22 protein-coding genes are annotated in these 24,463 nt (G+C 68.0%); 10 read left to right on the top strand and 12 right to left on the bottom strand.

The window, feature by feature from the left end; all coding sequences use genetic code 11:
• The first annotated feature begins 108 nt into the window (after positions 1 to 108).
• Positions 109 to 1,335: a glycosyltransferase family 87 protein gene (locus ACWDUD_RS06560; RefSeq protein WP_450108760.1), complete on the top strand. Its 1,227-nt coding sequence runs from the start codon at positions 109 to 111 to the stop codon at positions 1,333 to 1,335.
• On the opposite strand, the gene ACWDUD_RS06555 is transcribed toward ACWDUD_RS06560, so the two are convergent.
• Both ACWDUD_RS06555 and ACWDUD_RS06550 read right to left on the bottom strand, forming a co-directional pair.
• On the bottom strand, positions 1,305 to 1,634 hold the full coding sequence (locus ACWDUD_RS06555) for a branched-chain amino acid transporter permease (RefSeq protein ID WP_450108759.1): 330 nt from the start codon (positions 1,632 to 1,634) through the stop codon (positions 1,305 to 1,307). The two genes, ACWDUD_RS06560 and ACWDUD_RS06555, sit on opposite strands and share 31 nt — an antisense overlap.
• On the bottom strand, positions 1,627 to 2,319 hold the full coding sequence (locus ACWDUD_RS06550; protein WP_450108758.1) for an AzlC family ABC transporter permease: 693 nt from the start codon (positions 2,317 to 2,319) through the stop codon (positions 1,627 to 1,629). Before ACWDUD_RS06550 ends, ACWDUD_RS06555 begins: the two co-directional genes overlap by 8 nt.
• 208 nt (positions 2,320 to 2,527) lie before the next feature.
• On the opposite strand from ACWDUD_RS06550, the gene ACWDUD_RS06545 reads away from it, so the two are divergent.
• Positions 2,528 to 3,268 (top strand): M50 family metallopeptidase, encoded by a 741-nt coding sequence (locus ACWDUD_RS06545; RefSeq protein WP_450108757.1) that lies wholly within the window; start codon positions 2,528 to 2,530, stop codon positions 3,266 to 3,268.
• A 49-nt stretch (positions 3,269 to 3,317) separates the two neighbouring features.
• Here ACWDUD_RS06545 and ACWDUD_RS06540 read toward each other — a convergent pair whose 3' ends face one another.
• Positions 3,318 to 3,962 carry a cyclase family protein gene (locus ACWDUD_RS06540; protein ID WP_450108756.1) on the bottom strand — a complete coding sequence of 215 codons (645 nt, stop codon included), beginning with the start codon at positions 3,960 to 3,962 and terminating at the stop codon, positions 3,318 to 3,320.
• A gap of 145 nt (positions 3,963 to 4,107) precedes the next feature.
• Here ACWDUD_RS06540 and ACWDUD_RS06535 point away from each other — a divergent pair, with 145 nt between their 5' ends.
• Both ACWDUD_RS06535 and ACWDUD_RS06530 read left to right on the top strand, forming a co-directional pair.
• The gene (locus tag ACWDUD_RS06535; protein WP_450108755.1) at positions 4,108 to 5,247 is read left to right on the top strand and encodes an acyl-CoA dehydrogenase family protein; all 1,140 of its coding nucleotides are present in this window, start codon (positions 4,108 to 4,110) and stop codon (positions 5,245 to 5,247) included.
• Between the two features lie 68 nt (positions 5,248 to 5,315).
• A complete protein-coding gene (locus tag ACWDUD_RS06530) occupies positions 5,316 to 6,590 on the top strand; it encodes an acyl-CoA dehydrogenase family protein (RefSeq protein ID WP_450108754.1) in 1,275 nt (424 codons plus the stop codon).
• Here the strand turns inward: ACWDUD_RS06530 and ACWDUD_RS06525 are convergent, their stop codons facing one another.
• The gene (locus ACWDUD_RS06525; protein WP_450108753.1) at positions 6,591 to 8,003 is read right to left on the bottom strand and encodes an FUSC family protein; all 1,413 of its coding nucleotides are present in this window, start codon (positions 8,001 to 8,003) and stop codon (positions 6,591 to 6,593) included.
• Between the two features lie 71 nt (positions 8,004 to 8,074).
• Here ACWDUD_RS06525 and ACWDUD_RS06520 point away from each other — a divergent pair, with 71 nt between their 5' ends.
• Positions 8,075 to 8,590, top strand: coding sequence for a MarR family winged helix-turn-helix transcriptional regulator (locus tag ACWDUD_RS06520; protein WP_197251106.1), 516 nt, complete (start codon positions 8,075 to 8,077; stop codon positions 8,588 to 8,590).
• Between the two features lie 12 nt (positions 8,591 to 8,602).
• Here ACWDUD_RS06520 and ACWDUD_RS06515 read toward each other — a convergent pair whose 3' ends face one another.
• The gene (locus tag ACWDUD_RS06515; RefSeq protein ID WP_450108752.1) at positions 8,603 to 9,064 is read right to left on the bottom strand and encodes a hypothetical protein; all 462 of its coding nucleotides are present in this window, start codon (positions 9,062 to 9,064) and stop codon (positions 8,603 to 8,605) included.
• 77 nt (positions 9,065 to 9,141) lie between these two features.
• Positions 9,142 to 9,954: a DUF72 domain-containing protein gene (locus ACWDUD_RS06510; RefSeq protein ID WP_450108751.1), complete on the bottom strand. Its 813-nt coding sequence runs from the start codon at positions 9,952 to 9,954 to the stop codon at positions 9,142 to 9,144.
• Between the two features lie 113 nt (positions 9,955 to 10,067).
• On the opposite strand from ACWDUD_RS06510, the gene ACWDUD_RS06505 reads away from it, so the two are divergent.
• Positions 10,068 to 10,655 carry an HdeD family acid-resistance protein gene (locus ACWDUD_RS06505; RefSeq protein ID WP_450108750.1) on the top strand — a complete coding sequence of 196 codons (588 nt, stop codon included), beginning with the start codon at positions 10,068 to 10,070 and terminating at the stop codon, positions 10,653 to 10,655.
• 105 nt (positions 10,656 to 10,760) lie between these two features.
• On the opposite strand, the gene ACWDUD_RS06500 is transcribed toward ACWDUD_RS06505, so the two are convergent.
• Positions 10,761 to 11,168 carry a PPOX class F420-dependent oxidoreductase gene (locus ACWDUD_RS06500; protein ID WP_450108749.1) on the bottom strand — a complete coding sequence of 136 codons (408 nt, stop codon included), beginning with the start codon at positions 11,166 to 11,168 and terminating at the stop codon, positions 10,761 to 10,763.
• Positions 11,169 to 11,312: 144 nt separating this feature from the next.
• Here ACWDUD_RS06500 and ACWDUD_RS06495 point away from each other — a divergent pair, with 144 nt between their 5' ends.
• Positions 11,313 to 11,633 carry a GYD domain-containing protein gene (locus ACWDUD_RS06495; protein WP_197251101.1) on the top strand — a complete coding sequence of 107 codons (321 nt, stop codon included), beginning with the start codon at positions 11,313 to 11,315 and terminating at the stop codon, positions 11,631 to 11,633.
• A gap of 20 nt (positions 11,634 to 11,653) precedes the next feature.
• On the opposite strand, the gene ACWDUD_RS06490 is transcribed toward ACWDUD_RS06495, so the two are convergent.
• From ACWDUD_RS06490 to ACWDUD_RS06480, 3 genes are all read right to left on the bottom strand, one after another.
• Positions 11,654 to 13,480 carry a flavin-containing monooxygenase gene (locus tag ACWDUD_RS06490; protein WP_450108748.1) on the bottom strand — a complete coding sequence of 609 codons (1,827 nt, stop codon included), beginning with the start codon at positions 13,478 to 13,480 and terminating at the stop codon, positions 11,654 to 11,656.
• Between the two features lie 76 nt (positions 13,481 to 13,556).
• Positions 13,557 to 14,873, bottom strand: coding sequence for an NtaA/DmoA family FMN-dependent monooxygenase (locus tag ACWDUD_RS06485; RefSeq protein WP_450108747.1), 1,317 nt, complete (start codon positions 14,871 to 14,873; stop codon positions 13,557 to 13,559).
• A 40-nt stretch (positions 14,874 to 14,913) separates the two neighbouring features.
• The gene (locus ACWDUD_RS06480) at positions 14,914 to 16,557 is read right to left on the bottom strand and encodes an FAD-dependent oxidoreductase (RefSeq protein WP_450108746.1); all 1,644 of its coding nucleotides are present in this window, start codon (positions 16,555 to 16,557) and stop codon (positions 14,914 to 14,916) included.
• Between the two features lie 150 nt (positions 16,558 to 16,707).
• Between ACWDUD_RS06480 and ACWDUD_RS06475 the strand changes: the two genes are divergently transcribed.
• Both ACWDUD_RS06475 and ACWDUD_RS06470 read left to right on the top strand, forming a co-directional pair.
• Positions 16,708 to 18,336: an FAD-dependent oxidoreductase gene (locus ACWDUD_RS06475; RefSeq protein ID WP_450108745.1), complete on the top strand. Its 1,629-nt coding sequence runs from the start codon at positions 16,708 to 16,710 to the stop codon at positions 18,334 to 18,336.
• The gene (locus tag ACWDUD_RS06470) at positions 18,333 to 19,916 is read left to right on the top strand and encodes a class I adenylate-forming enzyme family protein (RefSeq protein WP_450108744.1); all 1,584 of its coding nucleotides are present in this window, start codon (positions 18,333 to 18,335) and stop codon (positions 19,914 to 19,916) included. The genes ACWDUD_RS06475 and ACWDUD_RS06470 overlap by 4 nt, the downstream gene beginning before the upstream one ends.
• A 47-nt stretch (positions 19,917 to 19,963) precedes the next feature.
• On the opposite strand, the gene ACWDUD_RS06465 is transcribed toward ACWDUD_RS06470, so the two are convergent.
• Positions 19,964 to 21,760 carry an NAD(P)-binding domain-containing protein gene (locus tag ACWDUD_RS06465; RefSeq protein WP_450108743.1) on the bottom strand — a complete coding sequence of 599 codons (1,797 nt, stop codon included), beginning with the start codon at positions 21,758 to 21,760 and terminating at the stop codon, positions 19,964 to 19,966.
• Positions 21,761 to 21,959: 199 nt separating this feature from the next.
• Between ACWDUD_RS06465 and ACWDUD_RS06460 the strand changes: the two genes are divergently transcribed.
• Positions 21,960 to 23,408: an alpha/beta hydrolase fold domain-containing protein gene (locus tag ACWDUD_RS06460; protein ID WP_450108742.1), complete on the top strand. Its 1,449-nt coding sequence runs from the start codon at positions 21,960 to 21,962 to the stop codon at positions 23,406 to 23,408.
• Here ACWDUD_RS06460 and ACWDUD_RS06455 read toward each other — a convergent pair.
• Positions 23,405 to 24,364 carry an enoyl-CoA hydratase/isomerase family protein gene (locus ACWDUD_RS06455; RefSeq protein ID WP_450108741.1) on the bottom strand — a complete coding sequence of 320 codons (960 nt, stop codon included), beginning with the start codon at positions 24,362 to 24,364 and terminating at the stop codon, positions 23,405 to 23,407. The two genes, ACWDUD_RS06460 and ACWDUD_RS06455, sit on opposite strands and share 4 nt — an antisense overlap.
• Positions 24,365 to 24,463 lie beyond the last annotated feature (99 nt).

Here is a 24,463-nt window from a genome sequence, read left to right as displayed (position 1 = left end):
CGACGGTAATCTTGCTGCCACGTCGCAATGACAACGATTGTGTAACGTGGCTCGAGTTCACATGCCGTACCGGTCTCATGCCGTCTCGAACCCAGGGGGTGCACGCTCGTGCTGTCGTCCGAAATCCGAATACGGCCCGTGCAGTCGGCACTCGTCGCGCTGGGCCTGATCCTCTCGGCGATCGTCGTGACGAGGTACCTGCAGGATTCGCTCACCGAGTACCTGATGGACCTGGACGTGTTCCGCGATGCCGGTGAAGCGTTCCTGCGCCACACTCCGCTGTACACGGAGGGCTTCCACACCAGCTCGGGTTTCCGGTTCATCTATCCGCCGTTCGCGGCGGCCCTGTTCGCGGTGTTGCCGCTCGTGGGCAGCACCACCATGCAGTTCCTGTGGACGCTGGGCCTGATCGCGCTGGTCTGGTGGGTGCTGAAGGTCGCGTTCGAACGCATGAACGTCGACCGCGCGCCCCTGCTCGCCACTGCCGCGCTCGGACTGACACTGTGCCTCGAGCCGATCCGGTCGAACTTCGCATTCGGCCAGATCAACATCGTGCTCATGGCGCTGGTCGTCGCCGACTGCCTCGGTGTCATCCCCCGCCGATTCCGCGGGGTCGGTATCGCGATCGCCGCGGCCATCAAGATCACGCCTGCGGCGTTCGGCCTGCTGCTGTTGCTGCGCCGAGACCTCCCGTCGGTGGCCCGCGCGGCCGGTGGGTTCATCGCGCTCGCCGCGTTCGGCTACTGGCTGCGGCCCGAGTCGTCGGTCTATTTCTGGACCCACGAGGCGTGGGCGACCGATCGTGCCGGCGACCAGGAATTCTTCCGGAATCAGGCGCTGACGGGCCTGATCGCCCGGTTCGACTTCTCCGAGACGGTCACCAAGGGCCTGTGGCTGGCCGGAGCCCTCGTCATCGTCGCCGCGGCCGCGTGGGCTGCCAATCGTTTCCTGCGGTCGGACGAGCCGGTGATCGCGCTCGGGGTGATCGCGCTCGCGACGCTGCTCGCCGCCCCCATCGCCGTCACCCACCACTGGGCGTACAGCGTGCTGCTCGTCGCGATCCCGATCGCGCCGCAGTACCGCCGCTGGTGGCCGGTCCTGCTGCCCGCCGCGCTCGTGTTCCTCGTCGGACCGAACTACCTGCTCATCGACGCGTCGTCGCACGGCTGGGTCGAGCAGGCCGTCCTCGAGTTGCTGGGCAACGCCCAGTGCCTGACCGGGATCGCGCTGCTGGTCGCCGCCGTGATCGCCGCCCGGTCGCGCCGCGGAGCCGACACCTCCGCCACGCCCGCCGAGGAGACCGCTCAGCTCCAGAGCGCGCCTGCCGCCACATAGGCGACGGTGCCGGCCACGGTGCTCAGCGCCGGACTGTGCCGCCACAGATGGACCGCGACGGTCACGCCGAGCCCGATCACCGCGGGCAGCCACGTCGTCGCACCGGTGTCCCGCAGCGTGTACATCACCAGGATCAACATCACTCCGGCCGGCATCGTCGCGCCGAGGAACTTGACCACCGCCGAATCACGCAGGAACGCGAGCGCCGCGAACGGCGCCGCGCGCAGGCCGACGGTGACCGCGAACATCACGAACAGCGACGCCAGCACGTAGCCGGCGCCGGGCACCGAGTCAGGCATGGGACACCCGATTGCGGTAGACGAATCGGACGAGCAGCGCCAGCACGAACAACCCGAGCGCGACGGGAAGCATGACGTCCTTGGCGATCACCAGCGCCACCAGACCGCAGACCAGCGCAATCGCGGGCGCGGGCAGGTCGCGATTGATGCGGAATGCGTCGATCGCGAGCACCGCGCACAGCGCGGTGAGCGCGAACTCCAGTCCCGACAGGCCCGCAGGAAGGGCCGCTCCGATCAGCGCGCCGACCGTGCCCGAGGCCACCCACACCACCTGACAGAGCACCTGCACGCTGAGGACGCGGGCACCGGTCAGCTCGTCGCGGGGTTTCGGGGCGACGATCGCGTACGACTCGTCGGTGAGGGCGTACACGCTGTAGATCCGCCCGGCGCGGCTGCGGATCACCCGCAGCGGGAAGCTCAGGCCGTAGAACACGTGCCGGAAGTTGATCAGCAGCGTCGCCACCGCGAGCGACGCGAACGGGGTGACCGCGCCGATCAGCCCGACCGCGAGGAACTCCATCGACCCGGCGTAGATGACGGTGGAGAAGATCGGCGCCCACCACCAGTCGAAACCACCCTGGGTCAGCACGACCCCGAACGCCAGACCCAGCGGGATCAGCCCGAGACCGACGGCCCAGGAGTCGGCGATACCGGCGCGGATCTGGGCGGAGCGACGGTCGGACACGCGATCCAATCTATCGGGGTCGCCGATTCGCCACGCGTCCCCGGCGGCGGTCGATTTGCCGGTCCCCGGCGGCGGTCGATTTGCCGGTCCCCGGCGGCGGTCGATTTGCCGGTCCCCGGCGGCGGTCGATCTGCCGGTCCCCGGCGGCGGTCGCGTGGCAGGGCCCGCCGTACGATGACTCGTTCAGTTCTCCGACGGAAGGTGCCCCGTGTCCTCGACCCTCGCCTCGATCCCGGACGCACTGGGATCCGCGTGGGACGCGGTGTCCGCGGTCAGCGAGCCGGCCCCGCCCGCCCTGATCGTCACGACCGCCGTGATCGCACTCGTGCTGGTCACCGTGCGGCCGTTGTGGCTCGCGACGCGACACCTGATCACCCAGGCCCACGAAGGCTCGCACGCGCTCGTGGCCCGCCTGGTCGGGAGACGGCTGTCCGGGATCCGGCTGCACAGCGACACCTCCGGGGTGACCGTCTCGTCGGGCAATCCACGGGGTCCGGGCATGATCGCGACCGCGTTCGCGGGCTACGTCGGCCCGGCCGCGCTCGGCTTCCTCGCGGCGACGCTGCTGACGCTCGATCGTCCGGCCGCCGTGCTGTGGTCGGTGCTGGCCGCGCTGGCGTTGCTGATCCTGCTGATCCGCAATCTGTTCGGTTTCCTGTCGGTTCTCGCCGTGGGCGCAGCCATCGGGACGGCGGCCTACTACGGGAATCCGGTCATCCGCTACACGGCGGCCTATCTGCTGACGTGGGTGTTGCTGTTCGGCGCGACCCGCCCGGTCGTCGAGTTGGCCCGCACCCATCGGCGTGGGGGCGGCGGGGGTTCGGACGCCGATCAACTGCGGTGGCTCACGCACATCCCGGCTGCCGTGTGGATTCTGGTGTTCGGGCTGGTCACGGCCGGAACAGCGGCGTACGGGGCCGCGCGGATCGTGCTGACGCAACTGCTGTGAGCCGTGTGCCTTTGTGGCGGTCAGGGCCGCCAATAGGGCACACCGGGCGCTAGGCCACCTCCATTGCGACCGCCCGGACCGGGGCACCGTCGCCGTCACGCAAGCGGATCGGCAGGATGCTGATCAGCGGGTCAGGGAAGTCGATGCGTTCGAGTCCGCACAGGTTCTCGCAGATGACGCCGCCGGCATCGGCGATGAGCCAGTGCGCAGGGAACTCGCTCGCGCCGGTGGCATCGAGGCTCGGTGCGTCGATGCCGATCGTGCGCACGCCCCGGCCGAGGAGTGCCCGGCACGCGTCGGCCGCCAGGTAGGGGTGGGCGAAGTACTCATCGGTGCCGTAGTGCGCGTCCCAGCCGGTGTGCAGGAGCACGATGTCGCCGGGTCCGCACGGTACGTCGCCGAGCAGGTCCGCGGTGATGGCGGCACGCGCGGCCAGGCCGCGCACGTCGACGACGACACCGCGCCCGACGAACAGTTCCGGGGCGAGGCGGTCGACGGGTTCCCCGGCCGCGCGCATGTGCCGCGGGGCGTCGACGTGGGTGCCGGTCTGTGACCCCATGTCGATACGCAGCAGGTTGTAGCCGTCCTCGCCGAGGGTGGCGTGCGGGGTGAGGGTCGGCGCGGGATCGCCCGGATAGACCTGGGTGTCCGCGGAGACCAGGCGGCTCAGGTCGACGATCCGGCGTACGCGCACCCGGCGATCGTATCCCCCGCCGGCGGCGCCCTATCAGCTCGCGACCACCGCATCAAGAGTGCCATTTTCAATACTTGCAAGTATTGTTCTCTACTGCGAGAGCACGATGTTCGTACCGGCACGCGACAGCAGGGGACGAAGACACATGTTGTGGGAACCGACTCCCGACCAGGAGTTCTTTCGAGACACCACCGCCCGGTTCCTTCAGGACCAGGCGCCACCGGCGGAACTGCGCCGCCTCCGTGACGACCCGGCCGGTTTCGACTCCGGCTACTGGCGCCGCGGAGCCGAACTGGGCTGGACGAGCCTGCTCGTCGCCGAGGAACACGGCGGCGGCTCGCTCAGCGGCGCGGGCCTGGTCGACCTCACCTTCGTCGCCCACGAATTCGGCCGGCAGGCCGCCCCCGGCCCACTGACCCCGAGCAATCTGGTGGCCGCGGCGCTGAGCACCCACTACACGGACGCGCACGACAAACCGCTCGCCGCACTGATCGCCGGAACGTCGACCGCCGCGTGGTGCGTCGACGAACCGCGACCCGGAAGCCGTGCCGGCGCGACTCCGGTCGAGATCCGGGTCGAGGGCGACGAGGTCGTCGTGCGCGGGACGAAACGTCCCGTCGAAGCCGCACCCACCGCAGACTTCCTGCTGGTAGCCGGCCGCACCGGCGACGGCCTGTCCCAGGTCCTCGTCCCGGCCGGTACCCCGGGTGTCCGGGTCACTCCCCTGCGTTCGATCGACGTGACCCGCCGCTACGCGGCCGTCGAGTTCGACGAGGTGCGCCTGCCGGTCACGGCACTGGTCGGATCCGCGGGCGGTGCGGCGTCCGACGTCGAGCACCTGCGACGGCTCGCGATCGTGATCGGTTGCGCCGAATCGGTCGGCGCCCTCCAATCGGTGTTCGATCTGACCGTCGAATGGGCCTTCGACCGTTACTCGTTCGGCCGGTCGCTCGCCTCGTACCAGGCGCTCAAACACCGGTTCGCGGACATGAAGACGTGGCTCGAGGCGTTCCACGCCCTGGCCGACGACGCCGCCGCCGCGGTCGCGGCAGGAGCACCCGATGCCGCGGAATCGACCAGTGCCGCAAAGGCATACATCGGTGAATACGGTGGTCTGATGATCCAGGACTGCGTGCAGTTGCACGGCGGAATCGGTGTCACCTACGAACACGACCTGCACCTGTTCATGCGGCGGGCCGCCGCGAACCGGTCGAGTCACGGTAGCCCCGCCGAACACCGACAGCTCGTCGCCGACATCGCTCTGCAGCAGGAGGCCGCACAGTGACTCCGTCACCCGACAACGCAGTGACTCCGTCCCCCGACAACGCAGTGACTCCGTCACCCGAGAACACAGTGACTCCGTCACCCGAGAACACCGAGACCCTCGACGAATTCCGCGATCGCGCCCGCACCTGGATCCGCGCGAACCTGCGCCCCGCCGATCCCAAAGCCCACATCGGCGTCCTGCGCGCCGAGGGCACGGACGAGGAGGAACTCGCCGCGGTCGCCCGCGAACGCGAGCTGCAGCGCATGCTCTTCGACGCCGGGCTCGCCGGGATCTGCTTCCCCCGGGAGTACGGCGGTCAGGGGCTGACCCGCGCGCATCAGCGAGTACTCGACGAGGAACTGGCCGGATTCGAATATCCGGCCCGGCTGCAGTCACCGACGTTCGTTCCTTGTGCCGCAGTGCTTCTCGAATGCGGCACCGAGGAGCAGAAGCGGCGTCACATTCCCGCCATTCTCAAGGGCGAGGAGATCTGGATGCAGTTCCTGTCCGAGCCGAGCGGCGGTTCGGATGTCGCGAGTGCCGTGACCACGGCCGTGCGCGACGGCGAGGACTGGATTCTCAACGGATCGAAGATCTGGACCACCGGAGCCTGGTGGTCGGACTGGGCCCTGTGCCTGGCCCGCACCAACTGGGACGTTCCCAAGCACCGCGGTCTCACCGTCTTCATGTTGCCGCTGAAACGCGAGGGCATCGAGGTTCACCGCATCGAAATGCTCAGTGGTTCGAAGGAATTCTGCCAGGAATACCTGACCGACGTGCGGGTGCCGGACAGCGACCGCGTCGGCGAGGTCGACGACGGCTGGAGCGTCGGCACGCGCTGGATGTTCCACGAGCGGATGCAGTCGACTTCGCAGTTCGCCACCCGGCCGCCGGGCAGTTCCCGCGGCGGGTCGCGGATTTCGGAACTCGTCTCGGTCGCCCGCGACGCCGGCCGCCTGGACGACCCGATCGCCCGCGACCTCGTCGGCGAGGCCCACACCCTGGAACTGGCGAAGGAGGCGCTGCAGCGGCGGATCGGCCGGGGCATCGCGACCGGCAAGATCTCCGACCAGGCGGCCGGGATCGTCCGGTTGATGGCCGGGACCGTCGCGACCCGGCTCACCACGATCATGTACGAGTTCACCGATGCCGGCGGTGCCGCGTGGGACGACGACGAAGGCGCTGTCGCGGAGGTCGGACACGACTATCTGATGCAGCAGGTCTGGTGCATCGCCGGCGGCACCACCGAGATGGCTCGGAACACCATCAGCGAACGCGTGCTGGGCATGCCCCGCGAGCGCACCCACGATCCGAACATCGCGTTCCGCGACATCCCGAAGGGCCGGTCCTCGGCCCGGTAGTCAGGACCGGGCGGGCAGATGGTGGTGGTCGCCGCGCGCGATGGTGAGCGCGGCGACCACCACACCGACGACGACGCCGATGAGTGTGTCCCCGATGCGGCTGAGCGCGATGTCCGGTCCGATCGGCTCGCCGAGGCCGATCACCAGCAACGCCATTGCGGTGACCGCGATCGACGTGAGCGCGTAGTTCCGGGTTGCGTACAGTTCCGCCACCGTCTGCAGCGCGACGATCACGACGACGAGCGGCCAGTATCCGAGCGCGGCGGCGATCAGGATCGCGGCCAACAGGGCACCTGCGACGTTCCCGAGCAGTCGCTGGATCCCGCGCTGCACGGTCTGCCGGTAGTTGGCGCCCTGCAGGGCGGCCATCGCGCCCATCGTCGCCCACAGCGGATGCTGCAGTCCTGCGGCCAGCGCGATCCAGCCTGCGAGCAACGACGCGAGCATCACCCGCCCGGCACCGATCACGATCGCGCGGTCGTGCAGATCCCGGACGCCGGTCCGCAGGAAACCTTCGGGCCGGTCGGGCGGTGCGGCGTCGGCCGCATCGACGCGTGGGATCTCGATGTCGCGGCGCACCTTTCGCAGCTCGGATTCGAATCGCGCGAAGTCGTCGCGGCGTGCACGGACCGTGTCGTGCGAACCACCGTCGACGACCGCTTCGGCGGCGTCCAGCAGCGCAAGCAGTTCATGGGTGTGCGGGTGACGGGGCCCGAGGGCGACGACCTCACGCGCTTTCGCGATCGCCGCGCGTGCCGGCGCTACCGCGGACTCGCCGGAGTTCTCCAGCACGGACACCGCGGCGAGCGCGCGGGCGACGGCGACGCGGGCGGGACCGTGCGGGTGGTACAGCGCCGGTGCCATGACGATCACCCAGCCGATCACGGCGCCGGTCGCGGCGGCGGCCACGGCCACGCCGATGTCCGCGGCGGTGTCGGCGAATCCGGCGGCTCCGGCCGCGGCGAAGATGAGGATGACCGCGCCCGGGCCGATGATGCGGAACGCCGCGAGCAGCCAGAACGCAACCCCGGCGGCGACGGCGAGCAGCGCGATCTCCGCCCACATCAGAATTCCCGCAGCGCCGACGGCGGCGCCGAGCGCCACATAGGCGGCGACCGCGGCTCCGGCGCATCCGGACTTGGCGGCGAGCCGCCGATACGGTTCGTGGCGCCCGAACGCCGAGGACAGGGCTCCGAGCGCCGCGAATCCCGCGAGGTGCGTCTGACCGAGCAGACCACCGCCGATCAGGACGACGAGAATCGCCAACCCGACGCGCACCGCCGGGGCGACGACCGCGTCGGCACTCCGCACGTCGAGCGATCGACGCCAGGCGTCGGCGGACAACGAGTGCGCGAGTGCGCCGCCGGTGTGACGCAGACGGCTGTAGGTCGGGTCGACGGTCGAAGGAAGCACCGGGCCAGTCTAATACTTCACAGATGAAATAACTATGAATCGGTTGTGAAACGGATCGCTACACTGGATACATGCCCGACGCACCCACACCCCCGGACGACTTCGTCGATCGAGTGAGACGCGCGTGGTCCGAGGTGTATCCGGACCTGAACACCCGGCCCATCGACATCATCGGCCGCATCATCCGGATCAGCTCGCTGGCACTGAACCATCTCGATCACGAACTGATCGGAAGTGGTGTCACCCGAACGGAATTCGAGGTGCTGTGTGCACTGGCGCGCAGCCCGCACCCGCTGCGCGCCAGCGAGGTCACCTCCGTCACCGGGATCTCGGGGGCCTCCACCACCAAACACACCGACCGGCTCGTCGGGCTCGGACTGGTCGAACGCAAACGGCTCGAACGCGACGGCCGCGTCGTGCTGCTCGAGCTCACCGACGCCGGGCGGCGCGTCGTCGAAACCGAATACCCGCGCCGGGTCACCCGCGAGATGCGCATGCTCGACGGGCTCTCCGACGACGAACTCGACACCCTCACCGACCTGTTGCGCCGGGTCGTGTTCAACGTCGAGCAACAGACCCGCCCGTGACGACGGAGACCGTCAGGGCATCTCGACGGTCTGCTCCCGTTCGATCTCCCCGACCGCCCGGCGGATGTACTGTCCCGGCTCGACCTTGCGGGTCGCGAGCAGGTCGGCGAGGACCACGATCCCCGCGGTGAGGTACTGCTCGGGCCTGGCCTTCGGCGCGTCCGGATCGGTCACCCCGAGCGTCCCGGTCAGCACCGCCACCAGCGCGTCGGGCGTCGCCTGCACGGAACCGCGGGCACAACGTTCGAACACGGCCTGAACGTCCTCACCGGCCAGACCGTCCGGATGCAGTTCCTCGAGCAGTTCGCGCATCATGCCCGAGTGCACCGCGGTGACCTGCTCGTACGGCAACTCGACGAGAGCGCTCACCGCATCGGCGAACGCCGGTTCGTCGTCGGCCCGGGCCGCGTTCAGCGCAGTCTCGGTGGCATGCGCGATCTCCCGCGCGATCGTCGGCCAGTGCGTGGGCCACACAGTGTTCTCCTCGTCGGTGCTGCTTCGTCCGCCTCGTGCGCGGCACGCGCATCAGTGTGCCGTCCGGCCCCGACACCTCACAGCCGGCGCTGCAGCGCGAGCGCGTCGTGAGGAGCGAACCCCTTCGCGTCGTTGTCGAAATACACGTACACGTCGAGGCCGTCGGCGAGCCACGCCCGGATCCGCTCGGCCCACCGATCCAGCGCTGCGTCGCCGTAGCCGCTCACGTACAGCTCGGCGTCACCGTGCATGCGGACGTACACGAAGTCCGAGGTGACCTCGGTGAGGAAGGGAAAGCGGCCCGCGGTGTCGGCGACGACGAGCGCCACGTCGTGTTCGCGGAGCAGCGCAGCCGCCTCGGCGGAAGCGAAGGTCGGATGCCGAACTTCCATCGCGTACCGGAGAGGGCGGTCGGCGTCGGCTTCGGTCCACGCCCGCTCGTCGGGAACCTTGTCCGTGTGGCGCGCCGCCAGCGCCGCAGCGGCCCGTGTCGTGCGCGGCAGTTGCGCGCAGAAGCCGGCGATCCGATCCGGTTCGAACGCCATCGTCGGCGGCAGTTGCCACAGCAGCGGACCGAGCTTGGGACCGAGCGCGGGCACGCCGGATGCGAAGAAGTTGGCGAGCGCCTCGTCGACGTCGACGAGGCGTTTGAGGTGGGTGACGAACCGGCCGCCCTTGACCGCGAACACGAAATCGTCCGGGGTACGGTCGCGCCAGTCCTCAAAGCTCGACTTCCGCTGCAGGCTGTAGAACGTGCCGTTGATCTCGATCGACCCCATCCGCTCGGCGGCGTACTCGAGCTCGAGGCGCTGGGGCAGTCCCACCGGATAGAAGTCGCCGCGCCATCCGGGATAGCGCCAACCCGAGATTCCGACCCGTGCGCGGACCATCGCCCGACGATACCTCCGCAAATCGCCCGCGAGTTGGCTTCCAATTGGGACGCATCGCCCCGTAAGCAGGCATACGCTGTGCCGGGAGACAAGATCAAAAACCAGGAGTGCTCATGTCCGAGGCCGCTGCCACCCCAAGTGATCCGTTCCGTTCACTCTTCAAACAGATCTGGTGGATCGTTCTGATCCGCGGCATCCTCGCGGTGCTGTTCGGCATCGTCGCCCTCGTCTGGCCGGGCATCACCGTGTGGGCCCTCGTCGTCGTCTTCGGTATCTACGCGATCGTCGACGGCCTCGTGCTCGGCTATCACGCGGTCCGCGATCGCAGGACCCTCGACGGCTGGGGGTGGTGGCTCGCGATGGCCGTCATCTCGATCCTCGCCGGCATCGTGGCCCTGGTATGGCCCAAGGCGACCGCGCTCGTGCTGCTCTACATCATCGCGTTCTATGCGATCTTCTTCGGAATCGCCGGGGCCGTCGGCGCATTGCGGTTCCGGAAGGTACCCGAGTCCGGATGGGTGGCGTCGCTCGTCGCCGGCATCCTGGCGATCCTGTTCGGCATCGTCCTGCTGATCTTCCCCGGCGGCGGCATCATCGGCCTGATCTGGCTGCTGGGCATCTACGCGATCCTGTTCGGCGTCCTGCTGATCGCCGTCGCGTTCCAGGCACGCAAGGTCGCGAAGGAGGCCGGCGTCCTCTGAGTTGCCCGGGTGCCGGGTACCTCTCTACTGCTCGACAGCTCTACTGCTCGACAGCTCTACTGCTCGACAGCGAAGACAACGGAGAGGCACCCGGCCCCGAAACGACTACGCGTCCTTGAGCCGACCCCATGCGTGCCAGCGATCGATCTCGATCCACGCGCTGACCCGCTTGCGGTCACGCACGTAGTACGGCTTTCCGGTGTAGTGCCGCGCGATGCGGTCGATGTCGACGAGGCCCTCGTCGTCGACGATCTCGACGACCCGGCCCTGCACGCTCACGTGGGTGATCCAGTCCTCGGGGTCCATCGCGCTCAGGCTCACTCGCGGATCGTTGCGCACATGGTCGAGACGCTTGCGGCCCTCGTCCATGTTCACCAGGATGCGGCCGTTCTCGTAGCCGTACCAGGTGGGCACGGACACTGGCTGGCCGTCGGCACGCAGCGTGCTGATGGTCGCGTAGTTCGGCCGGGCGAGGAATTCGGCCACGGCATCGGGCAGCGGCGGCTTCGGCACGGCAACCCTCCCTTTCGATGAGATCTTCTCGGTGTCGCAACGAGCCTAGGCCAGCAAGAGCGGGCCGATCGCAGCGAAACGGCCCCGCGGCGCGGCGTCCGGACCGAACATGGAAGCAGTCCCCGAACCGAGGAGAACCGTCCCATGCCGAAATTTCTGTGGCAGGTCACCTACACCAGCGAAGGCGCGAAAGGGTTGCTCGGCGAAGGCGGTACCGCCCGCCGCGACGCGATCACCAGCATGGTCGAGAGTGTCGGCGGCAGCGTCGAATCCGTGCATTTCGCGCTCGGCGGCCACGATCTGTACGTGATCGGCGAGGTGCCCGACGACATCGCCGCTGCCACCCTGGAACTGCGCACCATCGGTTCGGGTGCGGCCAGGTCGAAGCCGATCCTGCTGCTCACGCCCGAGCAGATCGACGAGGCCGTGCACCGGGACACCAGTTACCGGGCTCCCGGGAACTGATCCGGTTCGGCACCGCGGCGTCACCGAAGCGTGACGCCGTCCATCTCTCCGTCTTCCCGCCAGCGGGCCAGCAGCTCGAAGAACTGCACCGGACCGCCGCCGTAGTTCGCTGCTGCGAGGCCGTCGGGATTGCCGATGTCTCCCTCGTTGTCGAGATAGCTGGGGGTGCAGTCCGCGTAGAAGGCACGGCCGGGGCCGGAGAGCTCGTTCATGGTGGCGACCCAGGCGTCCTCCGCCCGGAGATCGGCCTCGATCGTGGTGGCTCCGCGCGCCACCCGCTGCTCGAGCAGGTAGACCAGGTGACGGGCCCGTTCCTCGGCGGTGTGCGTGTAGTTGTTCGCGACACCGGTCTGCGTGTACCCGAGGAAGAAGCAGTTGGGGAACCCGCTGGACTGCAGGCCGTGGAAGGTGCGCGGTCCGCTCTTCCACTTGTCGCTGAGGTGAACACCGTCCCGGCCGATGATGTCGAATCCCGTGCGACGGGTGTAGCTGCTGCTGACGTCGTAGCCGGTCGCGAAGATCAGCGCGTCGACCTTGTACTCGCGATCCCCCACGACAACACCGTCGCGCGTGAGGCTCTGGATGCCGCGCCCGTCCGTGTCGACCAACTCGACGTTGTCACGGTTGAAGGTGGGGAGGAACTCGTCGTGGAACCCGACGCGCTTGCAGAGGCGCTTGTACCAGGGCTTGAGGGCTTCTGCGGTGGCTTTGTCGGTCACGATGGCGTCGATCCGCGCCCGTACGCGTTCCATGGATCTGAAGTCGGCCTCGAACAGGAACTCGGCAATCTCCTCCGGGGTCATCGGTGCGCCCCGACGCTCGATCTCCTGCTTGATCGCCGTCTTGGTGACCTCGGCCGACACGCGGGTCCAGCCGTCGTCGACGAGGTCGGTGTGATGCTCCACCCCGGCCGTGTAGCGGGTGAAGTTCTCCATCCGCTCACGTTGCCATCCGGGCCGGAGGCTTGCTGCCCATTGCGGGTCCGTCGGCTTGTTGCCCCGTTCGTCGACGGCGTTCGGAGTCCGCTGGAACACGTAGAGTTTCCCGGCCCACCGACCGAGATGGGGCACCACCTGCAGACCGGTGGCACCCGTGCCGATGAGGCCTACGGATTTGTCCTGCAGCCCGGTCAACCCGCCGCTCTCGTCTCCCCCGGTGTAGCCGTAGTCCCAGCGGCTGGTGTGGAAGGTGTGACCTTCGAATTCGTTGATGCCGGGGATGCCCGGCAGCTTGGGTCGCGTGAGCGAGCCCGGTGAGACCACCACGATCCGGGCGCGGATCCGGTCACCGCGATCGGTCTTCACGATCCAGCGCGCGGCCTCGTCGTCCCAGACCATCTCCTTGACGGTGGTGTGGAAGAGCGCGTCCCGCACCAGGTCGTACTTGTCCGCGATCGCCGTCAGGTGCTCCCGTATCTCGGATCCGTAGGCGTACTTCTGCGTGGGGATGTAGTTCAGCTCCTCCAGCAGCGGCATGTAGATGTAGGACTCGATATCGCACTGCACACCGGGATAGCGGTTCCAGTACCAGGTTCCGCCGACGCCGCCGGCCCGGTCGACCAGCCGGATACCGTCGAGGCCGGCCTCACGCATCCGTGCCGCAGCGATCAGGCTGCCGAGACCCGCGCCGATCATCAGGATCTCGACCTCGTCGTTCACGGGGTCGCGCTCGACCCGCTCGGTGTAGGGGTCGTCCTCGTAGTGCGAGAAGTCCGCCGTGACCTCGATGTACTGTTCGACTCCGTCGCGCCGCAGTCGCTTGGCGCGTTCGTAGGCGTGCTTGGCGCGCACCCAGTCCGGGTCGAAGCCTTCGGGTTGAGGTCCCGGTGGCGTCAACGTCTCCGGCATGTCGGTTCCTTTCGGATTCTCAGCACGTCTTGCGCTACTCGGAGTGGTTGTCATGGAAGGGAATTCGGAATGCTCGTTACTCCCCGCCGACGAAGCGTTCCCGCAACGGTCGCTCGTCGGGAGTTCCCCGGCAGATCCCGCGGTCGATCAGCCGCGGAACCACCTCGTCGATGAACTCCCGGACCGACGCCGGGCCGACGGGGAACATGAGGTTGAACCCTCCGACGTGGCCGTCGGTGAACCACCGGTCGAAGTCGTCGACGATGTCGTCGTAGGAACCGACGAACTTTCGGTGCTGGGCCCCGCCCCGCCCGAGCGACTGGGCTGCGACATCGCGAACGGTTGAGCCGGGATGCGCCTCGATCCAGTCGTAGAGCCCGACGTAGTTCCCGAAAGTGCTCTTGACGGTCGCCTCGACGTCGGCCGGTTTCGGCAGCAGTTCGAGTGGGAATCGGTCGTCGACGCTGTCGTACGGCACCTCCAACCCGAACTGCGCCAACGCTTTCGGCGCGACACTCTCCCACGGAACGTACTCGTCCAGCGCGTGCATCTTCTCCTCGGCCTCGCGCGCGGTACGCCCGATGTACGGGATGAGCCCGGGAACCGCCGGAACACTTCCGGCCGGACGTCCGGCGTCCGCGAGCGCCTTGTCCAGGTCCTCCCGGTACTGCGCCGCACGCTCCCGGGTGGTGGCGGCCGTGAACACCATGTCCGCATGCCGGGCCGCGACTTTGATACCCGGTCCCGACCCGCCGGCCTGAGCGACCAGCGGACGGCCCTGCCGGCTCGGCGCGACGTTCAAAGGGCCTCGGACACTGAAGGATTCACCCTTGTGGTCGATCGGAGTGGCGTAGTACCGCGTCACCCCGTCCGGATCGCGCCGCACCTCACGATTCGCCCACAGGGCCGCGGTCACGTCGAGAAATTCCATGGCTCGGCGATATCTGATCTCCCGATCGGGGTGACCGTCCCGGCTGTAGTTCAGCGCATGCGCGTCACCCACGGTCGTGACCGCGTTCAGCCCGGCGCGGCCGTCGGACGCCTGGTCGAGCGACGCGATGAGGCGAGCGAGGGTGTACGGGTCGTAGAACGTCGTCGAGGCGGTGGCGATGAGACCGACGTGCGTGGTCTCGCGGGCCATCGCGCTCAGCGCGGTGATCGGCTCGGCGGGTCCCCCGTCGAAGGCCGGTGAGCTCGGCATGCCGGGCACGTCGCCGAGGAAGACCGCGGTGAAGAGTCCCTCGTCGCCGAGCCGCCCGTAGGCCATGAGCCGTTCGAACGGGTCGGTGAGTGCCGTGTCGGCGCGGTGCCGCTGTTCGTACGCGGGGGCTCCGAAATGGAGATTGATGTCGTTGCCGACCAGGTTGAGATGCAGATACCGCCGGTTCACCATGGGTCGCCCTTCGGATGGGAAGTGACGCGAAAGTTCTCTTTCAACAATGTAATTCCGACACGTGGACACAATCGGCGACCGCCGCCCGTCCCGCTCTCATCCCCCAGATCCCGGCGACCGCGAGGGTGGCACCGGCACCGCCGTAGACCATCCCGCTCGGGTTGGCCATGACATTGCCGGCGGCGTACAACCCCGCGATGACCGCGCCGTCGACATCGACGACCCGCCCCTCGGTGTCCGTGCGGGGCCCGCCCTTCGTGCCCAGCGCAGAGCTCACGACCTCGACCGCGTAGAACGGTGCCGTCCGGACCGGACCGAGTGTTGCGTGAGGCGAATCGGGATCGCTCATCCGCCCGCCGGGGAATCGATCGAACGCACTGCTTCCCCGGGAGAAGTCCGGGTCCACGCCCTGCTCCGCGTACTCGTTGAAACGTGCGACCGAACTCGACACCGCGTCGACCGGCAACCCCAGGGCCGCGGCCAGCGCGTCCAGCGTGGGCGCGCTTTCGACCCAGTCTGGGACCGGTGCCCCCGGGCGGCCGCCGAACACGCCGAACCGATCGACCGTGGACTGATCGAAGATCATGTACGCCGGAAGGTTCGGATAGTCGAGTTTCGACTCGTCGAGATGGTGGAAGGCGCCGCCGAATGCGTTGTAGTTCGCCGCCTCGTTGGCGAAGCGCCGGCCGTAGCGGTTGACCATGATCGACCCGGGCAGCGCACGCTCACGCGAGGACAGCATCGCCGCCGGCACCCCGTCGCGCCGAGTACCCGGACACGGCACCATCGGCGACCACCACGCTTCGCGCATGTTGCCGAGGCGAGCTCCGACCCGCATGGCCATCCGCAGGCCGTCGCCGGTGTTCGTCGGCGCGCCGATGGGGCGCGTCAGCGGTCCGCGCAGGAAATCGCGGACCAGGTCCGGGTCGTACTCGAACCCTCCCGTCGCGAGCACCACCGCGCGAGCTCCGACCGTTCGCATCCCGTCGTCCGTCTCGACCTCGACCCCGACGACTCGGTTCTCGACGGTGCACAGGCGCAGCGCCCGGCACCGGGTCTCGACCCGGACCCCTTGCGCGAGACACGCTTTCAACACGCCACCGACGAGCGCGCGACCCAGGCCTTCTTGTGCGGCTTCCGCGCGGGCGGCGAGGACTTCGGGTGCGACGACACCCGTCCCACCGCCCAGGGGCATCTCGGTCAGCACGATGCGCTGGATGTCGCCGCCGATGCGGTCGATCCACTCCTCCATCCCGGCGAAGGAGAAGAGGCCCGGCTCGAGAGTCCGGCCGCCTCCCGGCTTTCCACCGGGATGCTCGGGGTGATAGTCGGGGTACCCCTCGACGAGTTGGAGACGCAGATCGGTGTGCTCGTGCAGGAAGTCGACGAACCGGGGGCCACCGGAGATCAGCGCCTCGGCCAACTCCGGGAGGATCATCCCGTTGGAGAGGCTCGCCAGGTAGGCGGCCCCTTCCTCCAGGGAGTCCTCGATGCCCTTCTCGGCCGCGATCGGGTTGCCCGGGATCCAGATCCCCGCGCCCGACAGCGCGGTCGTGCCACCGACCAGTTCGGCCTTCTCCAGCAGGGCGACGTCGGCACCCTCGAGCGCCGCGGCCAGCGCTGCGGTGAGGCCGGCGAGTCCCGACCCGAGAACGACCACGTCGTACGTGTCCTGAATCTGCACCCGTCCCCCGATCCGTTTGCCGCGGTCGCCCACCCCTGACGAGCCAATGCACGTTGTATATATAGAACAGACTTACTCTATTAGTGCACGACGGTTATGGTAATCAGCATCACACCGAGTCACAAGCATCGCGCGAACCGGAGGACCGGAATGCCCGAATCCGAAACGTACGACGTCATCGTCCTCGGCAGCGGCGCCGCCGGGCTGACAGCCGCGTTCACCGCGGCCCGCGAAGGTGCTCGCGTCGTCGTCCTCGAGAAGAACGATCGGGTCGGCGGGACGAGCGCCTGGTCGGGAGGTCACGTCTGGATCCCGAACAACCCGTACATGAAGGACATCGGCGTGCAGGACAGCGCCGACGAGGCGATGGCCTACCTGATGTCGCTCGGGCGCGGCATTCTCGACGAACGCCTCGCACAAGCCTTCGTCGACGCCGGACCGAAGATGGTGCGCTGCCTCGGCGAGGACGGCGGAATCCGCTTCTTCGCCGTCCCCGGACTGCCCGACTACCACCCGTCGAATCCCGGTGGCAAGCCCGAAGGTGGCCGAACGCTCGGGCAGGAACTGTTACCCTTCGCGAAGCTGGGCGAGTGGCGGGACCGGGTCGAGGTGAGCCCCTACTACTCCACACATCTGCGGATGGACGAAACCGCGATCGGCTGCGCGGTTCCCAAACCGCCGTCCGACGAGGAACTCGCCCGCCGCGACGCGGAAGACCTGCGCGGCATGGGCGGAGGACTGGTCGGAGCACTCCTCGACGCCTGCCTCGGGGCGGGCGTCGAGGTCCGGGTGTCGACGCCCGCGCACGATCTCGTGGTCGAGAACGGCCGGGCGCGGGGCGTCGTCGTCGACACCGCCGAGGGTCGGCGGACGATCCATGCATCGCGCGCCGTCATCCTCGCCACCGGCGGATTCGAGTGGAACGAGGAGTATCGCGCCGCTTTCCTCCGCGGCCACGTGACGAAGCCCGCGTCGATCCCCACCAACACCGGCGACGGCCTGCGCATGGCCATGCGTGCCGGCGCCGCGCTCCAGAACATGCGTGAAGCCTGGTGGATTCCCATCACCGAACTGCCCGAGGGCATCAACGCGATGAACCTCGAGATGATCAACGGTGACCGCACGAGGCCACGCAGCATCATGGTGAACCGGACCGGCCGGCGCTTCACCAACGAGGCCGTGAGCTACAACGCCGTCGTGGGGGCCTTCCATCAGGAGGACGTCACCGCGTTCCGCTATGCCAACCTGCCCGCGTGGCTGATCTTCGACCACACCTATCTGACCACCTACGGATCGGCGGGCCGCCCCTACACGGGCACCACTCCTCCGTGGCTGGTGGAGGGCCCCACACTGCGCGATCTCGCGCTGGCACTCGGAATTCCGGGAGACGAGCTCGAGCGCACGGTCGAGCAGTGGAACAAGAATGTCGCCGCCGGGAAGGACCCGCAATTCGCGCGGGGTGAGAGCGCCCACGACCGGTGGTGGGGCGACCCGTACAAGAAGGGCAGCATCGAGGGCACGCTCGGTCCGATCACGGACGGGCCGTTCTACGCCATGGAGCTGACGAGCGGTGTCATCGGCACGAAGGGCGGGCCCAAGGTGAACGAGCATGCCCAGGTGATCGATCTGGACGGCAACGTCATCACCGGGTTGTACGCGGCCGGCAACGTCTCTTCCCCGACCGGCGCCTCCTACGGCGGTCCCGGTGGCACACTCGGTCCCGGCATGACGTTCGCCTGGATCGCCGGGCGGCACGCAGTCGGTGGGGAGAAGGAGTGAGTGTGTACACCTCGATAGTCGACGCGTGGCGCGCGCGGGTCGCCGCCGGTCCGAACCGCGCGGCGATCCGCTACTTCGACGGCACCATCGATGCCGCGACCCTCGACGCGCACTCCGACGCGCTGGCCGCCGAACTGCAGGCGCGGGGCGTGCGCCCCGACGACCGGATCGGGATCTACCTGCAGAACATCCCGTACTACCCGCTGACACTGCTGGCGGTGTGGAAGGCCGGAGCGATCGCGGTGCCGCTCAACCCGATGTATCGGGGCGAGGAACTGCGCCGGCTGATCGAGGACTCGGGCACGACCGGGATCGTCGTCACCCGCGGCACCGATGCCGCGACGCGCAGTGCCCTGTCCGGGACACACGTGCGATGGCTGATCTCGGCGTCCTCACGGGATTTCCAGACCCGCAACGACTCTCGCGTGTTCACCGAGCCCGATCCTGCGCCCTCTCCCGACGGCGATCTGGCCACCGTCCTGGTCGAACGACGCGGACAACGGCCGGATCCGGCCGAGCGGAACCTCGACGACATCGCCTTCATCACCTACACCTCGGGCACGACGGGTCCGCCCAAGGGCGCCCTCAACACCCATCGCAATTTCCTCTGCTCGGTCGCGGGTTACAGCGAGTGGGTCCGGCTGGCCCCCGGCGACGTGTCCTACGCGATCGCTCCGATGTTCCACATCACCGGGCTCTCGCTCAACGCCGGGATCGCGCTGCTGAACGACGCGACGTTGAGCATGGGCGGACGGTTCGAGGCGTCGGTGGTGCTCGACCTGTTCCGCGAGCACGGGGTCACCACGACCGTGGGGTCCATCACCGCTTTCAACGCGTTCTTCGGCGTCCCCGACGCCGGCGCCGACCATTTCGCGAGCGCCAAGTTCGTCTACTCCGGTGGCGCGCCGATCCCACCGGCGACGATCGAGGCCTTCCGCGATCGGTTCGGCGTCTACCTGCACAACATCTGGGGCATGACAGAGACGACCGGCGGAGGTATCGCGGTGCCACCGGGTGTCGCCGCTCCCGTCCACGGTCCCAGTGGAACGCTCTCGGTCGGAGTGCCCACGCGAGGTGTCGAGGTCTTCACGGTCGACGCGCAGGGACGGCGCCAGTCCCCGGGCGAGGAAGGCGAACTCGTCGTCACCGCACCGCAGGTGATCCCCGGCTACTGGCAGAACGAAGAGGCAACGGCGAGAACACTTCCGGGTGGGCACCTGCACACCGGCGACGTCGCCGTCATCGACGACGAGGGATGGGTCTATCTCGTCGACCGGATCAAGGATCAGATCAACACGTCCGGGTACAAGGTGTGGCCGCGCGAGGTCGAAGACGCGTTGTGCGAACATCCTTCGGTCCTCGAGGCGGCGGTCGTGGGTGCGCCCGACGACTACCGTGGCGAGGCGGTCGTCGCATACGTCGCACTTCGCGAGGGCGGTACCGCCGAGCCCGACGAACTGATCGCATTCGCCGGCGACCGCCTCGCCGCGTACAAGCGACCCCGCGAGGTCCACGTACTCGACGCGCTCCCCAAGACGATGACCGGCAAGATCCAGCGAAACGTCCTGCGCAACAGGTAGACCCGGGTCACCGCCTGCCCGGGCCCATCGAGCCCGGGCAGGATGGACTACCTCGCGCGGCTCTCCGGATCCACCGGCTCGATGCCTTCCTCGATCGCCTTGATCAACAGCGCCGTGAAGCGAGAGTAGAAGCGCGCCATGCGGATGAATCCGGTGCCGAACCAGAGTCCCGGCTGGGCCGAACGGCGCCAGGTGTTCGCGTACTCACCGTCGGCTGCACGACCGTAGGCTTTGTCGATCTTGGCGGCCGCCGAACCGAGGACCGGCCCGATATGACCCCAGAACTGGTGGTAACCGGTCGCGAAGACGATCAGGGCGACGTCGTGCATCTCCGACCCGTCGGTGAACACAACCGTTGTGCCGTCCTTGATCTCCTTCAGTTCGACGCCCTGCTTCAGGTGGATCCGCCCGTCGGCGATCAGCTGGGAGGCCCCGATGTCGATCTGATAGCTGTCCTTGCCCGACATGTGCGCACCGATGATGCCCGTGCCGTCCGGGCCCCAATTGAGCTTGAACCCACGGGCTTCGAGTGCATTCAGAAGTTCGCTGTCGGCTTCCTTGGCCAGCTGCACGAGTTCCTTGTTGAGCTCGTCCACCCGTTCGTTGGGGAGGGCGTAGGTCATCTGGTCCGCGAAGTCCGGCGACAGCGTCATGTCCTCGGTGAACAGTGTCGACCAGAACCTGTGGTAGGTCGGATAGGTCACAACGTAGGTCGACGTGCGCTGCACCATCGTGACGTCGGCGTCGTGTTCCCAGAGATCGTGGGCGATTTCGTGGCCGCTGACCCCGGACCCGACGACGAGGACCTTCTTGCCTGCGTAGCAGGCACCGTCCTGGAATTCGTCGGAGTGCACCGCGACACCGCGGTACTCCTGGAGTCCCGCGATCTCGGGGATCCGCGGCGCGCCGAACATGCCTCCCGCCACGATGAAGTGGCGCGGGTGCAGCTCGCGGATCGAGCCGTCGCCCATCTGCACGCGGATCGTCCACCGTTCCGTGGCCTCGTCGTAGTGGCCACCCAGGAACGTCGTGCTGGTCCACACGTTGAGGTCGAGCGTGGTCGCGTACGTCTCGAGCCAGTTCGCGAATTTGTCCTTCGGGGTGTGCGCCGGCCACGTCACGGGCAGCGGGAGATAGGGCAGGTGGTCGCCGTAGACAGTGCTGTGCAGCGCGAGCGACGCGTAACGCTTGCGCCAGGTGTCGCCGATGCGTGCCTCGCGGTCGATCACCAGCGTCGGAACGTCGAGCGCACCGAGGCGCGCCGCCAGCGCGAGGCCATTGTGGCCGGCGCCGAGCACGAGGACTGCGGGGTCGCAGTTTTCGAAGGACGATTCCTCGTTCCGGTCGTCGGCCCAGCGGGTGCGGCCCGGGACGACGCCGTAGACCTTGCCCTCGGGGCGGCGGTGACGAGTCCGCTCCGGAAACGCCGCAAGCGACACGACCTGGGTCTGCAGGGTGAAGGCGACGAATCGAGAGCCGTCACGCACGAGCCGGGCGAATCCGCGGTTGATCCGGTCGCTGGTCGTGAAGTCGAAGAATCCCATGATGTCGTCGCCGGAGACGAAGGGTTCCTGCTCGGCACTCACGGAGAATCCCGACGCGCTCCATTCCTTCGCCAGTTCGGTCAGCCGCGCAGCCGACTGCTCACGGCCGACAGCGTGGTGGAAGTCCCACGGGAAGGCCATGAAGTCGCGCCAGGTGGCATCGGGATGGAGGCATGCTTCGAGCTCGACCTCCGAGCCCGTGCCGAGCGCGGCAGCGAACTCCGTGAGCCAGGCGGCGAAGACTTCTCCCGCGTCTGCAACATCGATCTCACCGGCTGTGCTGTGCCGAGCGTCCGTCATCAGTTCCGGCTCCTTCACCGTCACACGACCCAGGATGTTGTAATTAACGAACGGTACGATTCTATATACACACATTCTGTCGGGAGGCTAGGTCGTCGTCAAGGCTCCGGCCGGGAGCCTTGTGGGGTACCACGCCGTCGGTTACCGTTTCTGTGTATTTTTCGAATCTCGGTGTTCATTATTTGATTCGGAGGTCGAGGTGGCGGACTGCGACTCCCACGACGTGGGGGCAGGACTGACCGTCCGCAGCTTCGCGCCGAGCCGGGCGGCAGCGTTTCCGGAGGACACCGCGCACCTGGCACTCGTCCTCCTCGACGGCACAGCCGATTTCGCGGACGTGTACCGGAAGCTCGCCGACGAAGGACTCGTGATCGTCGAGGTCCGCACCCGTCCCGGCAGCGCACTCGACGACTGCGATCGCGCCCTGCAGTGGGCTCGTTCGGTGGCCACCGACACCTTCGGTGCCGATCCGGGCCGCATCGGAGTACTCGGGGCCCCGGGGTCCGAACTCCTCGCCACCGAACTCGCGGAACGGGTGAGGGTCCGGAAGGAACCCCCCGTTCTCGCCCAGGCATTCACGCCCACCTCGGAGGCCGCCCGGACAGCGGCGAGCCTGCGCGCCTCGCTCGGGGCACTTCCCGCGGTCCGGGGTCCGATGGAACCGGCCATCGCGGTCCACCGCCGGGTCGAGCCGGCGACACTCGCCCGGCTCGACCTCCTGACCCGATGGGACACCACCGACATCGAGACCATCCGCGCCGGCTATTCCAAGGTCACCCCACCTCCGACCCCGGTGAGCAAGCACGTCGCACGCGTCGACGACGTCGTCCCGGGTACGGACGGACGGCCCGGTGTGCCCGTCCGGTGGTACCGGCCTCGCGCGGCCACGGGGCAACTCCCGGCGTTGATCTACTTCCACGGCGGCGCCTACATCATGGGCAGCCTCGCCGAGAACGACGACCGCCTCGATCGCATGGCTGCCGAACTCGGATGCGCCGTCGTATCCGTCGACTATCGCCTGGCACCCGAAAATCCCTACCCGGCCGGACTCGACGATGCCGAAACCGTCTGGCGCCACATCCTCGACAACGCCGACGCCCTCGGAGTGGACCCGAACAGACTGGTCATCGGCGGCGCGAGCGCCGGCGCGGGGCTCGCCACCGCGCTGTGTATCCGCCTCGTCCAGAAGGACCTGCCCCAGCCCGCGCTCCAGCTCCTGGTCTATCCCATGCTCGACGACCGTGAGCACGGATCCGTCCGGGCACTCGAGGGCGGCGCCGGTCATTGGGGTCTGTGGCGGCTCGAGGCCGAGCGCCTCACGTGGCAGGCCTATCTCGGCGGGCTCGACGGCGCGACACCACCGGCAACGGCCGTACCCGGACGGGCGAGGCCCAGCGAATTGCGCGGCGTAGCACCCGCATTCATCGGTATCGGCGACGTGGACGCGCTGCTCGACTCCAATCTGCTCTACGCCGCACAGTTGTCCCGTGCCGGGGTCCCGGTCGAACTCCACGTCTACCCCGGGGTGATCCACGGCGGATTCGTCGCCCAACCCCGCACGCCACAGACCCGGCGATTTCTCGATGACGTCCACGCCGCACTGCGCAGAACGTTCGACGCAACCGAAACAGACACAACCGAAAACTAGGGCCGCTTCCGGGCGGCCTTGCTGAGCCGGAACTCCGGAGGGAAGTTCTCGTCGTTGGCCTTGACCGATGTGGTCAGTCCCGCCTCCATCATCGCGGAATTGAGATGGAACTCGTGCTCGTCCGGACGGACCAGCCGCCCCATCGACTCGACCATGCCGGTGAGCAGACTTCCCATGTACTCCCCCTGATGCTGTTTCATCATCTGGAAGAACATCTTCTGGATGACCACCGTGTCCGTCGGACGGTTGCGCGCGCACGCCTGGGCGTACGTCTGCACCTCGGACTCGAGACGGTCGCGGGTCACGACCTTGTTGAGGAACCCGCACTCGTACATCTCGTCGGCGGTGAACGGCCGCCCGGTGAACACCATCTCCTGGAAGCGCCGGATCCCCATCGTCATCGCCCAGGTCCACATGCGCGGTCCCCAGCCCACATAGCGGAACGCGGCATGCCCGAACAGCGCGTCGTCGGAGGCGATCACGAGGTCGGCGTCGGCGGCCTGATAGAAGTGCCACCCGTAGCAGTACCCCTTGACCTCCACGATGCTGATCTTGCTGAACTCCTGCAGACTCCGGCAACCGGACCGAGCATTGGCGAACCACGGTCCGTAGTTACCCATGTTCCGGTACGAATCCTTCGGCGGATAAACGACATCGGGGTCGTCGATCTTGAACTCCTTGAGCCGCTCGGCGGAGTCCCCGTTCTCGACGCCTTCCATGAAGTCCGGCAAATCGACTCCACTTCCGAAATCGTCCCCCTCGCCCCGCACCACCAGCACCTTCACATCGTCGTCGATGTTCGCTCGGTGCAGCAGGTCGGCATACCGCAGGCGCGCCTCGACCGTCGGCGCGTTCAGCCGGTCCGGTCGATCGAACGTGATCGTCGCGATCTTCGTTGCCGGGTCCTTCTCGTAGCGGACGATTTCCTCTGCCGACGGAGGTTCGCTCTTCGACATCCTCTTGCTCCTCTTGTGGTCCGGTGATGCTGCTGTTCCGGTCGGCCGCGAGCCGGAAGCGCGACCGTCTCGAGCATCCTCACACCCGGCCGCGCAGAC

The sequence above is a fragment of the Rhodococcus sp. NPDC003382 genome (genome assembly GCF_053589135.1).
The sequence above is the reverse complement of the archived record's forward strand: the minus strand, read 5'-3'. Positions and strand labels throughout refer to the sequence as shown.